This window comes from Gordonia namibiensis NBRC 108229 (assembly GCF_000298235.1).
Lineage (GTDB): Bacteria > Actinomycetota > Actinomycetes > Mycobacteriales > Mycobacteriaceae > Gordonia > Gordonia namibiensis.
In genome coordinates this window covers 21,016-36,015 of the sequence record NZ_BAHE01000002.1, presented here as the reverse complement: position 1 = coordinate 36,015, position 15,000 = coordinate 21,016, and the positions used below count along the sequence as shown (strand labels likewise).

The following is a 15,000-nucleotide window of genomic DNA, read 5'->3' as shown; positions in this document are numbered from 1 at the left end:
GGAAGTCGTCTTCCTACGTAACGGATGTGCTCGGAATGGTCCTGGGCTCGCAGGCCGACGACGTGAACTGATCCGCCCGCACACTTCCCCGTGTGCCTGACAGAATCGGCACATGTCCGCAGTCTGGCTAGTCCGCAACGACACATTAGATGCCGAGCTCGAATCCCTTGGGGTCGTCACCATCGGATGGGATATGGTCCCAAACCTTGGTGGCGAAGCCACCACCCCCGGCGTAGTCAAGGACCTGATCCGACGATCCGACGCGGAGCAGACTCCCATGAGCGTCGCGATGGCTGCAGGCACCTTGGATCGGTTCGCGCATCGACTCGTCACCGGAGACGTCGTCGTTGCACCACGCCAGGACGGGGTGCACCTACGAGTCGGCAAGATCAGTGGAAACTACTTCTTTGCCGCCGACGCTCAGACCCACCGCCACCGTCGACCAGTCACCTGGGTACATACGAACATCCGTCGATCGGATCTACCTGATGAGGCATTACGAGGCATCCGCAGCATCAGCACGCTCTCCCAGATCAACCACGGTGCTGAGTTCTTCCGCAGGCTCGCCGACAGAACTGAACTTCCAGCATCGTCGGAGAGCATCAGCACGGAATCCCCGTCCAGTCCGGGGTCGTGGCTCGTCGGTTCCCGCATTGATAACCACGATTCCACCGACGAGTTCGTGCGCGACGGGATCTGGCGTCTCCAAGATGGTCTAGACCAACGCGCCTCGGACATCCGACTGAGCGATCGAATCGCGATCAAGTCGACCTATGTCAGGTATTCCGACGTGCCCTTTGACAATCACGGGCAACCTGTATCGGTGATGACGATTAAAGCCCGAGGCGTCGTCAAGAGTGTACACACCGATCACATCGACGTTGACTGGGATGCTGACTTCACCCGCCGCGACTGGTTCTTCTACACGTACCAGGGCGCGGTCTGGCGACTTCGCGACGACAACGACTACGCCGTAGCCCTGCAGAGCTTCGTCTTCGACGATGCAACCCAAGACATCGGGTGGTTCCTGACACAACCGAGCTGGGTCAAGTACACGCAGCCGCCGCTGAAATCTCGTGACATCCGGACGAGCTTTCGAATGCCGTACCCCTCCACTCAGCCGATATACGACGCCGCCGAACGGTGGCGCCAGGCCCTGATCGACGGAACCTCGCTCTTCAGCGGTCGCCCACTGGACTATCCCGCCGCCGTCCGAGAGCTGATCGACAACTTCGTCGACAGTCCTGACGCCGGCACCGACAGCTTCTTTCAGAAGTTGGAACGCCAGCTCGCAAACACAAACGATGACGCCATTCAGCTTGCCGCAGAGCTTCTATATGTCTATTTCCTGCCGGTGAGCACTTCGGCCGTCGGCGTGAACACAAAACAGTCTGCGGTCAATGGTGTTGCCGCATGGAGGGATACGCTTACCGGAATTCCCTCGGACCTAGTCCCGCCCCTGCGTGCGGGCTTGGCACGAGTTGGCACCGCGTACCAAACGCAGCGATGGCGGATGTTCGCATACCTCATTCGCACAGTTGAAACTCTTACATCACTCCCCGAGGATGCCCGCGCCACGGCGCTGCGCGACTGGCAGCAGTTTGAACAGACCATTTCGGCGATCGATGATCGCGGTGTCTGGGCGATCCGATACTTGTTGGAACACATCCTCTTTCCCGAATACGCGATCGGTGGCGCTAGCCGCGACGACCGACAGAGGATCGCGTCCGCATTTGCGGACGTCACCGGTGGGGTCGAGGACGCGAACGACCTCCGAAACTGGCTCGAACCCAACATTCGATACGGCGATAGCTACGCCCTCAACGTCTACCTCCCGCCTTACCGTCACGTCTGGCGGCCGTTGTCCGAGGAGAAAACCCTCTGGGCGGCTTGGGCACTCCGCTCAGTCGACGACGTAAAGACGACTGCTGACGAGCTCGCCGACACCATTGCGGCCGCAGCGCGGGTGTTGGGTGCATCGAAAACGGAGATCGTAAATGCGCTAGAAGGCGTGTTCGGCCAAGCCGGCGATAGCCTCCTTCTCGATCACGCTCGCCACGACCCTCATGGATTAACTGAGCTGCTAAGTCACACCGCCGAGTGGGGCGAAGCACTGCTTATTGATCGAATCGCCACATGGCTTGGCGACGAACCGTTCAGTACCGATCAGTACCTCGAGGAAATATCAACTGTCCTTCTCGGAACCAAGAATGATCTCCCTATTCGCGCAGCGGCGACTATCTCGACGCAGGAACGGCTAACTCGGCGCGACCCCGTCGCCGAATCAGCGACACCAGGCGAGCTTTACACCGCGTACCTCTCGCGGATCGACAGCCTCCGCACAGCTATCGCCGAGCAGACAAACACCGAGGTCAGCCGACTGGCAATCAGCGTCGTCGCCGACAGCCTCGTCCGCTTGGACAGTTCGCAAACTGACTGGAGTCCGGCTATGCGAACCGCGTTCGACGCGTGGCGATCCGGCAAGAAGGTAGCTCCGCCGGACGACTTTGATATCGCAATCAGCGCCGACGACCCTGGGCATCAGGCCCCCTCCTCCGACGCGGACAGGCCGAGCCGAGAGGAACTCGAGGCCACGCTGTCGATCCACAGCGACGCCGGCATGGTCTGGCTCGACGACACCCTGGAGATGCTCGATGAACAACGTCAGATGATCCTCGAAGGCCCTCCAGGCACCGGCAAGACCTTCATCGCCCGGGCAATCGCGCGTTACCTCGCAGGCAACAACACAGCACTCGTCCAGTTTCACCCGGGCACCGCGTACGAAGACTTCGTACAAGGGTTGCGCCCCAACCCCGAATCCCCCGGTCAGTTCGTTGTGATGGACGGGCCACTCGTTCGATTCGCCGGAGAAGCAGCGGCACAACCGGAACGACCGCACGTGCTCGTCATCGATGAGATCAACCGCGCCAATCTACCGGCGGTTTTCGGCGAGTTGTACTTCCTCCTCGAGTACCGCGACGAGCCGGTCACCATGACCTACGGGCAGCGCTTTCAGCTACCACCGAATCTTCTCATTATCGGCACTATGAACACCGCGGACCGCTCGATCACCGCTATCGATGCCGCACTTCGCCGACGATTTGTGTTCCGGGACGTCCGCCCCGGGGAAGCTCCACTCGACGATATCCTGCCTCACTGGCTAGATCGGCATGCGCCGACACTCACTTGGCTCAATGACTTTCTCCTGCTTGCCAACCAGCGAATTCGGGATCGCGACCAGGCCATCGGACCGAGCCACTTCCTACGAAAGGACCTAACCGAGAAACGCGCTCGCCGCGCATGGAATCACACGGTGCTACCTACACTTACCGAGTACTTCTATGGACAACAGCACCGTCTCGCCGAACTGGACTTCGATGCCCTCAAGTCAGCCGTCACGCACTCCGATACTGATGCTGAATCTGACTGAGCATCAACGTGGCAACCCGGTCGCGTTGACTCTCTCCCAGCAACGCCAGGTTCGAGAAATTTTCGACGCTCGGTTTGAACCTGCCGAGAACGGTTGCGTCCGAGTCATTCCCGGTGCACGAGTTGGAGCGGCTACGGTCGACGACCTTCACATCGTTGTCACACCGAAGGTCCCAGTTTTCCGCATTATCCACATGATTGGAGTGGCTGCTGACCCGTTCGGGTGGCGTCCCGACGACGTCGCGGGTCTGTCCGCGACATCAGTCACGGACGCGATCGCTGCACTGTTTGCTCGGGCATGCATACGCGCGTTCGGTTTCGGCATCTATCGGACCTACCGAACCGAACGACTGACTCTCTCCCATGTCAAAGGACGGATCGACGTCGCTCGCTACATACGAAGCCCGCTGCCAGTTCCCGTTCCCGTCGACGCAACCGTCCACGACGACCACACTGCGGAGAACCAAGTCTTGCGAGCGGCCTGCGACGCACTTCGCAGGCTGTCCGAGTTGTCAACTAGGACCCACACCGATCTAGCATCAGTGTGGAAAGTAGTTCGGGAGGTGGGCCTCCTTCACGAGCCGCTACGAACAGCGCAACAAATCGTATGGTCCCGCCACAATGCGCACTACCGGACCGCAGTACGGCTGGCGGAACTCGTCCTGCGTTCGCAATCGGTGACAATCACGTCGGGCACAGTGCCGGTCCCTGGCTTCGTACTGAACATGCCGAGCATCGTCGAAAACTACGTCCGGGCTCTGATACGCGAGGAGCTGGGAGCCGACGACACGGAAATGCCAACGTCATGGAAGGGCCGCTTGACCCTGGACCGCGGAAGACAGATCGGTTTGATCCCAGATCTTGGCATGCGCAGGAACGGCCGGTGGGAGTTCATCGGCGATGTCAAGTACAAAGTGGCGCAGCGCTTGAGCGCGGACCAAAAGCATGAACAAGGCCGGCAGGACGACCTGTACCAGCTGCATGCGTATGTCACCGAGGCTGGTCTGGATGAGGGCACGCTCGTGTACGCCGGGATGGCTCAGAGCGAGGTAGTCCACACCGTGCGCGCAACCGGAGCGCGACTCCGGGTGGTTGCCGTCGACCTGACTGCCGACGACATCGACGCACAGGTCCGCGGCGTTGTTCGAGTTGAGCCCGGTCGCACAGTTCATCTGGCGCCATAAAGTCCCACACGATCTGACCGACACTCAAAGTTGAGGTATGGGACAGACTGCACACCTCATCCGAACGAGAATGTTACGCATGTACCGGAAGTTCTACCGCCATCAGAGTCACGAACATGTCCTCTTATCGGACGCACAATTCGACATACGAACCAAGCAGACGCGACTCGTGTGGGCCCAAATGGCGCTGCACCCTTCTCGCCGAGGGCAATACGGCCTCGGCGCAGATCTGCCTTGCAGTTTTCTGGAACATGCCTACCGCGACTCAATCTCCGTAAAGAACGTCATCCGGTCCTTCCACATCCAGCCAACCCCGACAAGCCAGACGAACGCGCGAACTCCAGAGGTCACGTCGTCCGGTGCGTGCAGCGATCCAGACAACGCGCCTAACGGTTGTAGGTTATCACTCCGACAGAACAAGATCGGAAGTCCCTGCAACACAAGCTCCCTACCCAGCGACTGGATCAATCCCGTTCGACGACAACCTCAGTACGGATACCCGGCAGCGCGAGAGCGCGCCTTTCGCTTGCCCGGAGAGCCCCGACAGCGTCGGAATCCCACCGGTATTGCCAGCTCATCCCGTCCGGGTCAGTTATTCGCGTCTCGCGTAACCGGTCCAATCCTGAAGCAAACTGAAGCGCAACACCGTAGTTGAATCGTATATGCCGGTCGTGCGGGAACCGAAGCTTCGACCCGACACCTTCCCAAACGGAAATTGAAACACGTCCCAGTGAACCCGAAGTAGGCGGCTCCCATTCACCATAAATAATGTCGGCCGTTGTAGGCACATCGCGTCCACCAGACTGCCCTCGACTAGAAATAAGCCTTACCTCGGCACCAGGAGCCATAACCGAATCTAGATTACGTAGCAGCCAGACAACCTGTTCCGTGCGCCAGTTCCTTGTCCACGGCTTGTTATCCTCCATATCCCAAAGACTTCGAAAGAGATAACCGTCCAGGACCGTCGCCGACCGTGCACCATCAGCCATAGGCTTCAACACATCGTCCCAAAACGAATCCCTGCTACTGCCCGTTTCCGAAAACCCTCGCTCCGCCCGCCGGCGATGCTTCGCGAGTGTGTGGCTGGTGGTCACAGCAGCCGGTGTTGCCACCTCGATGGCCGCCTGATGATCAGTCAAAAGGCCGGTGTCTTCGGGCAATCCGAGAGGCAAGGATGCTGCGTCACTAACGATTGCGACCTCAACGTGACCAGCGCAAACACGTCGCAGATCATTCAATGTGCGAACGGATGCCAGCGCTAGAGTGTCGTCATCCTCCGAACCGCCAACTGAGATCCTCTGCTGCTTGTGAAGGAAGACTAGTGTCTCAATCCAGCGCGCTCGGGCCGTGTGAGGTAGCTCCGCCTCAGACTTTACGGCTCGCACAAGTGCATTCCGTTCTGGTGCACTTAGAAAGATCAGACGACCATGTGATTGGATCTCACGCAATAGACCTTCGTGCAGCTGATTGGCAACCGCGGGAGGGAGGCCTCCAACCGACAAGGCGTCCGACGCAAGGGCAATACGGGCAAGCATCAGACTTCTCCAAACAGCTCTTCAAGGCGTTCGTCGAAGAATCCGTCTGGCCATTCGTCGAGAAATTCTCCATTGGAGTCCAGTCGTAGCGGCTTCACCGTACCAGATCCCGACGAATCTTGATCAACATAAAGAACGGAAACCAAGTCGCGGTCGAGCGCACCCTCTCGAATCCGCCTTTGGACGCGAAGCATGAGGTGCTCACTATGCGTTTCGACAAGAATCTGGTTTCCTCGCGCGCCTTTTTGAGCGGAGTCGATTAATAGATCCGCCAAACGTGCCTGTAAGCGCGGATGCAGGTGAGTTTCAGGCTGCTCGATCGCGATAACTGAATCTCTCCGAGCAAGGAGCTCCACCACAATCGGGAGAACCTGACTTATCCCGAAGCCCACGTCCGCCGGCGTAACCGTAACCCCAGAACGCCTGTCGGTCAGGGCGATCGCAACGAGCTCACCGATAAGACTAGCCGCGTCGCCGGTAGTAACTGGAACCACATCAAGTTTGTAGGGAACTTCGAGGCGTACAAGCCATTCGTTCACCTGCTCAACTACCGTGGCGTGATCGAACAGATAGACTGCAATATGTCGACCGTCCCCAGACATCTCGTCCACGTCTGCTCGATCGTAAACGCGCTTCGGCGCAGACCGAAGTGGGCCAAGCCAGACGATCGAATTTAGTAGACTCGCCACCTCGTTTGAGATACCCGAAGCAAGTTGCGCAGCCCGGTTGAGGTACGAGGCAACTACCCCTTCCTCACGATCACTCACCCGCGGGCGCAAAGCCGGAAGACCTCCATGACCTGCAGGCAGCAATGCTGTGCCACCCATCGGTAAATAGTCGAGTTCCACATCCCGCAAAATGCGCAGAACGCGACGCGCCGTACTCTCCCTACTTCGAAGTCGTCGTTGCTGTTCGTCCTCATCCCCGTCCCTAATCTGGCGAGAATCGAAGGGATAGAGAAGAGTTCCACCCGCTAGCCCAAGAAAAGCCGATTCCGCCGCATGCAGATCGATTGACGTCCGCGACGAATCACTTTGCTTCACGAACTTTATAGAGTAGTCGCCAAATCGCCATCTGGCTTCGGTCGCTATCCCTTGACCCTGAGGATCTTGTTGAAAAACCCACGATACCTCTCGGGATAGCGCAGGATCCGCCGTGCCCTCGTCCGGAATCCAGTCCTCAATTACTCCATATTTAAGCGCTACCTCAATATGGCGTGCGACATGACCGTGGGTTATTCCTCCGAAACTGCCTACATTGACAATCGGCCCTTGAGTGACAAGCTTCTGGGCCTCCATTGACTGTTTGATTAATAGTAGTGACTGAATCACGCTAGACTTACCGGAAGAGTTTGCTCCGTAAATGAGCGTCAGGGGCGCCAAGGGGATCGACGTACGGTCCCCGAAAGCTTTGAAGTTCGTTAGACTAACTTCAGTAAGGAGCGAATCCTTCGGCTCTGGATGAGTCAAGAATTCTTTTGGTGCCGGTTCTAGATAATGTTTCGGATGGAGACCTCGTTTGGTGTCGATTTGATGCCTCGGGAGTACCACAGCCAAGTTAGCGGGCGCGTCAACCTCGCCATGGTCACGAAATGCAGATACTAGATCCACAACCCGAGCTTGCGTCGACTGTTCTATCAGTGGTCGCCCGCGTCGATCCAGGCCGACAAGGGGCTGCATATCAACCATCAGAACCGGTGCAGGTGCGCGCTTCCGGTCCGGCGCGCGTAGGAGCCACATCGTTGCCGATACACCGGTGTGAGTGAACATCCCAGCTGGAAGTGCAAGTATTGCCTCGACGACATTGGAGTCCAGAAGTAGTTCATGAGCCAACCTGCATGACGGGCTCACACTAGATCCGGAAAGAATCAAGGCGGCGCGCCCAGTCGAATGCATCGCATCAAGTGCAAGTAAAACCCAAGGCATATCCGATCGCAAGAATTCTCGCGTATTTCTCGGATCGAATAGTCGAGAAGCCAGATCACGAATTCTAGCCTGCTGTTGCTCACTGAGAGTGACATTCCATGGCGGCTGGGCAATTACGACATCCGCGACGTTCTCGAATGAGCTGTCGTAGTCTAAAGCATCACCACAGTCAATACCCGAACCTTCGATAATATCGTTCAATAGAAATCGCATCCGCGCCCTTCGGGCGACCCTGAGATTGATATCTAAGCCTGCGACTCGGACCCCGGGCCGACTCCGTGACGCAGCGATCAAACCTGTGCCGTTCCCACATACAGGGTCAACAACGTAGTCCCCTGGATGTACAGAGAGTTCGGCCATAAGTACTGCTAGCGCAGGCGGGGTGTCTGCCTCTCCGGCTTGCTTACCGAGACGATCCAGTAACTCTAGAGTAGAGTCAAAATAGGTGCAGAGCATCTCCGAATCGCCTATGAACGTAAACGGGTCAATGGCAGCGTCAATTTCGTGAATCAACTTCCTAATCATGTACGCCGCTTCACGCGACTCCCCCAGAGTGTCGTTATTTTCATCCTTAAAAACTGACAGGATTCGGTACTGCTTGACCAATTCCTCGTCGCTGATCGCCCCGCGCATGCGATTCCACAGAGCATGCCCGGAGTCACTCTGAAGAGTGGCCCAGCGTGCGAAAATAACCCGCAAAGCAAGGTCTACGCCTCGTTCAACACCTAAGCGTCCGATGATGTCGGGCACCGAGTCGCGCAGCCAGTCTTGCACACTCGTCGTAGCGTGGTGATCATTCATATTTACCCCAAATTTAGTTAGGCGGTCTTCTCGATTTATAGGTAAACACGCCTGCCAGCTCTGAATCTACAATGAACAGCACGCTGCATGCCCACTCACAGCGAATAAAAGCGCTCAAAGAATTCCGAAAGACGTCCGATTACACGCTGCTTCTTTTCACCGTGGCCGCCACCACTCGCGAATCGGGACACAGGGGGCAGCACCTTGGTGATCGCAGTACCGGTAGTGCGCAGCGCACCGTCACGGAATGCCGTCTCGACGAAGTCGCGGGTGTTGTCTGCTCGGAGATTCTCATCCTCGATGATATCGGCCAGCTCAGCTTCGCGCTTGGCCGCGATAAATGCCTGCCACTCTTCGTCGATTGCACCGTCGACCGACACCGAGTCGACGAAGTCCTCAATGAGATCCTTCTTGTTGCGCAAGGTCGGGCTGGCGTCGACCGCGCGGGAGATTTCGGCGCGGATCTCTTTGTCTTCGCCATCGCCGCCGTGCTCTTCGCGGTACTTGGCGACAAGCATCAGGATGTAGTCGACGTTGATCTCAACCTGCTTGATGAGTTCGACCTCAAAAACCACGTCGTCGTTGATCAACTCTTTGTCGGCGTCGGTACCCTTCCGGAATTCTGCGTACAGATCGAGATAGACACTCCGGTAGTCCTGACCCTGGCGCTCGGTCAGAATCTCGTTGCCGGCGAAATCATCAAACGAGGTGAGGATGTTCTCCAGCCGCAGGATCTGCCCGAAGAGCGCGATGAATTCCTTTTGCGCGGACTCGCCGACGATCGGCTGTCCAAGCGGGAACGCCGACAGCATCTCGTTCACCTTCTCGGAGTACTCGCTGTAGTACTCGCCGTATGGCTTGAGGATCACCACTCCGCGTGCGTCCTTGTTGCCGAAGAGCTCCAGCGCCTTGTTGGTGGCGTCTTCGAGGTCGCGGAAGGCCACGATGTTGCCGTAGGTCTTCACCGAGTTCAAGATGCGGTTGGTGCGGGAGTATGCCTGGATCAGTCCGTGCGCGCGCAGGTTCTTGTCCACGAACAGGGTGTTCAGCGTGGTTGCATCGAACCCGGTGAGGAACATATTGACCACGATCACCAGGTCGAGCTCGCGGTTCTTCAGCCGCTGCGACAGATCCTTATAGTAGTTCTGGAACTTGTCGGCACTGGTGTCGTAGCTGGTGCCGAACATCTCGTTGTAGTCGATGATCGCGTCTTCGAGGGCCGAGCGTGCGTCGGTCGGGAGATCGTCGGTCTCGAATCCCTCATCGTCGATGATGCCGTCGTCGACAGCTTCGTTGGCGCCGTAGGAGTAGATGAGCCCAATCTTGAGGCGCTTATCAGCGGGCAGCTTCTCCTGTTCCCACTTCAGCACGTTGTAGTAGATCCGTGCTGCCTGGATCGAGGCAGTAGCGAATATGGCGTTGAAGCCGCGCACTCGTTTGCGTTCGCGTAGCGCTTCGGCTTGGCGGCGCGTGCGAGTCGCTTGTGGCACGTTGGTCACTACCGAGTGTTCGTAACTCGACGACCGCTTCGTCTTCTGGTCGAAGTGCTCCAGGGTGTACTTGACGATCTCGCCGATGCGGCGCTCATCCAGCAGCGCCTTCTCTCGGTCAATCGCCGAGACCTGCTTGTCGTCGGGGTTACCGACCTTGATCGTGTTTATGTAGTCGATCCGGAACGGCAGCACGTTCTTGTCGGTGATCGCGTCCACGATCGTGTAGGTGTGCAGCTTCTCACCGAACGCCTGCTCGGTGGTCTTGAACTGTGGGTTGCCGCCGCTGCCACTGTTTTCGGCGAAGATCGGGGTACCGGTGAAGCCAAACAGGTTGTAGCGCTTGAACGCTTTGGTGATGTCGGTGTGCATGTCACCGAACTGCGAACGGTGACATTCGTCGAAGATGATCACGACGTGCTCACCCGTGATCGCATGGTTCTTGTTTGCCTTGATGAAGGTCGAGAGCTTCTGGATCGTCGTGATGATGATCCGCGCGGTCGGGTCCTCGAGCTGCTTCTTCAGCACCGCCGTCGAGGTGTTGGAGTTCGCCGCACCTTTTTGGAAGCGGTCGTACTCGCGCATCGTCTGGTAGTCGAGGTCCTTGCGGTCGACGACGAACAGCACTTTCTCCACGCTCGGTAGTTTCGACGCGAGCTGTGCCGTCTTGAACGACGTCAGCGTCTTGCCCGAGCCCGTGGTGTGCCACACGTAGCCGCCGGCTTCCACGGTGCCGAGCTTCTTGTAGTTGGTGGCGATGTCGATGCGCTGCAGGATTCGCTCGGTCGCGACAATTTGGTACGGACGCATCACCAGCAGGAGTCGATCGGCGGTCAGCACGCAGTAGCGGGTGAGGATGTTGAGCAACGTGTGCTTGGCAAAGAAGGTCCTCGCAAACGACGTCAGATCCTGGATCGGTTTGTTCTGCGCATCCGCCCACCACGACGTGAACTCGAACGAGTTCGACGTCTTGCGGCCCTTGCCTGGCTTCTGCCCTTCTTTGAGGTGCTGGCTTCGAGTGGTGTTCGAGTAGTACTTGGTCAAGGTGCCGTTGCTGATCACGAACAGTTGCACGTACTCGAACAAGCCGGAGCCCGCCCAGAAGCTGTCGCGCTGATACCGATTGATCTGGTTGAACGCCTCGCGGATATCGACACCACGCCGCTTGAGCTCAATATGCACCATCGGCAGACCGTTCACCAGAACCGTCACGTCGTAGCGGTTGGCGTAGCGCCCTCCCGCGCTGTCCTCGTCGGCAGGATCGGCTCGGTCAACCTCGTACTGGTTGATGACCTGCAGCCGGTTGTTGTGAATGTTCTGCTTGTCCACGAGCGTGATGTTCTTGGTTGAGCCATCGTCACGCTTGAGGATCTGGACGTGATCCTCGTGGATACGCACGGTCTTCTCCGCGATGCCATCGTTCTTCCCGGCGATCTTGTTGTCGAAGAAGTCAGTCCACTCCGCGTCCGAAAACGTGATGTGGTTCAACGCCTCTAGCTGAGCACGGAGGTTTGCCACCAGCTGCGCTTCAGAAGTGATCGCGAGGTGCTCGTAGGCTTGCGACTCCAGCAGCTTGACCAGTTCGCGCTCCAGCGCAGCCTCGGACTGGTACGCAGCCTCGGACCTAGCATCCGGCACATACTCAGCGACGACCGTACTCTCTGCGGAGACGGCGATCGGATCGTACTTGCGTGGTTTCGCCTCACTCATACTGTGGCCTCCTCGAAGGTCAGCAGCTTGTCGCGGTAGTACTCGTACTGCTTACGACGAGCTGCGAGCTCAGCAGGTAGTCCAACGCTCAGATCGCTGACGAGAGCATCGAACTTGTCCAGTAGCGCTACTACCTTTTCTTGCGTCTCCCTTGGCGGCAATGGGATCTCGACCGACCTCACGATCTCGGCATTGAGATTCTTGACCGTCCCAGCACCAGCTCGACGTGCGAACTCTTCCTGAATGGGCTCGGATCGCAGCAGGTAGTACAGATAGTCCGCGACAAACGACTCCTCAAATTCGCTAATCGCTAGCCAGCCGTCATGGATATAGCCTTCAATCTTCGATATATATGGCCGTCCGAAACTCATTGAGTTCGACAACACAAAATCTCCCGGACCAACACGGCGAGACTTAGCGGCACCTTCCGGAGTCACATGCTGAGCAGTAGCGGTGATGTACTTACCGCGAGGGGGCGTATCGCCGATCTTTATCCAAGGAACGCCCTCCGCAGATGTCGTAATGAACTTCTGGATCGGTCGTGGCGAAGCTCCTCGAACGATCGTGGCGACATCACCGAATCGGACACGAGCCACGTCATCATCGTTCGTGAGCAATTTACCGGCATAGAAGTCATACTGGCGGCGGCGGGCTTCCAGCTCTGCTTCCAACTCTGCTTCCAGCTCTGCTTCCAGCCGAGTGAACTTGTCCAATATTTGCACAATCTCCCGTTGAACCTCAAGCGGAGGCACGGCAATTGGGAGATTCTTAATTAATTTCGCATTCAAATCGGCACGGGCTCCACGACCGAGTGATTTTAGTTTTTGATATCTAGAACTAACCCAGTAGAAAACATATCGATAGTCGGCTTGTAACTCATCAATCTCAAAATTGCAGCAATGCTGATTTGTCGTCAAGGGAATTTTGTTGATAGCCGATCGAGCAGCAGTAGCCCCCGATATCGCAACAATCACACAGTTTTCCTTGATCCAAGATGCACCTGTTTCCTTAACTGCTTTATCGGTGATCTTGATTTCGGTATCCCAAATATCACCGAACGTCACCTCGCCTGTACGAAGCCATGGAATAGTTCCACCATCGTAATAATCTGAGGTGCTAGCTTTCGGCGTGGCACCCGTTGACACTCGCGTAGATATTTCACCCAGAGAGGACCAGCGAACATCCGTACTGACGCCGTTCACTGCACACCCTCCAGCCCGGTCACGATCTCATCGATCGAGGCGCGGAGCTCTTGTTGGCGAACGACAATCCGGGCGATCTCGGCGTTCAACTCGGCGATATCGACGATCTCGCGTAGGTCTTCTTGCTCGACGTAGCTAGATACTGCGATGTTGTAGTCGTTAGCCGCGATGGCCTCGTTTGCCACGAGCTTCGCGACGTGGTCGGCATCTTCGCGAGCCGCGAGGGTGTCAAGGATGTGCTCCTGGTTCTCCGGAAGCAGTTTGTTCTTGTTACCCAGGCGTTTGAACTCTGCCGATGCATCGACGAACAGTACGCTGTTGTCCTTCTTGGACTTCTTGAGCACAATGATGCAGGTGGCAATCGTGGTGCCGAAGAACAGATCTGGCGGCAGCTGAATCACCGCATCAACGTAGTTGTTGTCGATCAGATACTTGCGAATCTTCGCCTCTGCACCACCGCGGTAGAGCACACCCGGGAACTCAACGACCGCCGCCGTGCCGTTGACCGCCAGCCATGACAAGATATGCATTGTAAATGCCAAGTCAGCCTTGGACTTCGGTGCAAGTACGCCCGCCGGAGCGAACCGATCGTCGTTGATCAGGAGAGGGTTGGCGTCGCCTTCCCATTTGATCGAGTAGGGCGGATTGGAGACGATTGCCTCGAACGGCTCGTCATCCCAGTGCGCGGGATCGGTGAGCGTGTCGCCGTGGGCGATGTCGAACTTCTCGTAGTTCACATCGTGTAGGAACATGTTGATGCGGGCGAGGTTGTAGGTAGTCAGGTTGATCTCCTGGCCGTAGAAGCCTCCTACGTTCTCTTTGCCCAGCACCTTGGCGAACTTGAGCAGGAGCGATCCTGAGCCAGCGGCGGGATCGTAGACCCGGTTGACCCGCTTCTTACCAGCCACGGTGATCTTGGCAAGCACTTCGGAGACTTCTTGCGGCGTGTAGTACTCGCCACCAGACTTGCCGGCCTGGGACGCGTACATCTGCATGAGGTACTCGTAGGCATCGCCGAACAGGTCGATCGAGTTGTCTTCGAAGTTGCCGAGCGGAAGGTCCCCGATTGCGTCGAGCAACTTGACTAGCTTCTCGTTGCGTTTGGCGACGGTGTTGCCGAGCTTGGAGCTGTTGATATCGAGGTCGTCGAACAGACCCTTGAGGTCGTCTTCACTGTCGGTGCCGATCGCCGAACCTTCGATGTTCTTAAAGACCCGTTCAAGAGTCTCGTTCAGGTTGACATCTCGTGCAGCGCGCCGGCGCACGTTCTGAAAAAGCTCAGACGGCAGGATATAGAATCCCTTTTCATCGACGGTATCTTTGCGGCCGAACTCGGCATTTTTATCGTCGAGTTCTGCATAATCGAAGTCCGCGTCTCCAGCCTCGTGTTCAAGCTTATTTAAGTAGGCGGTGAGGTTTTCGGAGATGAACCGATAGAACAACATGCCGAGCACGTAAGTCTTGAAGTCCCAGCCGTCTACACTTCCACGTAGATCATTTGCGATGCGCCAGATCGTCTTGTGCAGCTCTGCTCGCTGGGCCTCTTTACTTGACGGTGACATACCTTCTCGCTCTCCGCTCCCAGCAACTGGGAACCATCACATCGGGCTGTTCACAGCACCGGATAAACCGACAACCTAGCAAGGAGTCCGATCGCCGCTTGCTTGCTCAGCATGCCAGAGCGGACCGACACTATCGGGGACCGTCGCCTACCCGGACTACAC

General features: G+C 57.3%; 6 protein-coding genes. 2 read left to right on the top strand and 4 right to left on the bottom strand.

The genetic code is table 11. The features are described from left to right. Window positions 1-112 precede the first annotated feature (112 nt). Together GONAM_RS22170 and GONAM_RS22245 are read left to right on the top strand one after the other, a co-directional pair. The gene (locus tag GONAM_RS22170) at window positions 113-3,430 is read left to right on the top strand and encodes an AAA family ATPase (protein WP_006864784.1); all 3,318 of its coding nucleotides are present in this window, start codon (window positions 113-115) and stop codon (window positions 3,428-3,430) included. Beyond that, entirely contained in the window at window positions 3,414-4,613 is a 1,200-nt protein-coding gene (locus GONAM_RS22245) for an McrC family protein (RefSeq protein WP_006864783.1), read from the top strand. The genes GONAM_RS22170 and GONAM_RS22245 overlap by 17 nt, the downstream gene beginning before the upstream one ends. A gap of 1,534 nt (window positions 4,614-6,147) precedes the next feature. Here GONAM_RS22245 and GONAM_RS22240 read toward each other — a convergent pair. The 4 genes from GONAM_RS22240 to GONAM_RS00385 all read right to left on the bottom strand — a co-directional run bounded on the left by GONAM_RS22240 (window position 6,148) and on the right by GONAM_RS00385 (window position 14,838). Next, window positions 6,148-8,874 (bottom strand): DUF3696 domain-containing protein, encoded by a 2,727-nt coding sequence (locus GONAM_RS22240; RefSeq protein WP_006864781.1) that lies wholly within the window; start codon window positions 8,872-8,874, stop codon window positions 6,148-6,150. A gap of 95 nt (window positions 8,875-8,969) precedes the next feature. Further along, entirely contained in the window at window positions 8,970-12,074 is a 3,105-nt protein-coding gene (locus GONAM_RS00395; RefSeq protein WP_006864780.1) for a type I restriction endonuclease subunit R, read from the bottom strand. Beyond that, window positions 12,071-13,276, bottom strand: a complete 1,206-nt coding sequence (locus GONAM_RS22235; RefSeq protein ID WP_006864779.1) for a restriction endonuclease subunit S — start codon at window positions 13,274-13,276, stop codon at window positions 12,071-12,073. Before GONAM_RS22235 ends, GONAM_RS00395 begins: the two co-directional genes overlap by 4 nt. Then, window positions 13,273-14,838: a type I restriction-modification system subunit M gene (locus tag GONAM_RS00385; RefSeq protein WP_006864778.1), complete on the bottom strand. Its 1,566-nt coding sequence runs from the start codon at window positions 14,836-14,838 to the stop codon at window positions 13,273-13,275. Before GONAM_RS00385 ends, GONAM_RS22235 begins: the two co-directional genes overlap by 4 nt. Window positions 14,839-15,000 lie beyond the last annotated feature (162 nt).

Bases quoted from the DNA above. Each gene is read 5' to 3' on its own strand.
- GONAM_RS22170 (WP_006864784.1), top strand. From the start codon at position 113: ATGTCCGCAGTCTGGCTAGTCCGCAACGACACATTAGATGCCGAGCTC.
- GONAM_RS22245 (WP_006864783.1), top strand. From the start codon at position 3,414: ATGCTGAATCTGACTGAGCATCAACGTGGCAACCCGGTCGCGTTGACT.
- GONAM_RS22240 (WP_006864781.1), bottom strand. From the start codon at position 8,874: ATGAATGATCACCACGCTACGACGAGTGTGCAAGACTGGCTGCGCGAC.
- GONAM_RS00395 (WP_006864780.1), bottom strand. From the start codon at position 12,074: ATGAGTGAGGCGAAACCACGCAAGTACGATCCGATCGCCGTCTCCGCA.
- GONAM_RS00385 (WP_006864778.1), bottom strand. From the start codon at position 14,838: ATGTCACCGTCAAGTAAAGAGGCCCAGCGAGCAGAGCTGCACAAGACG.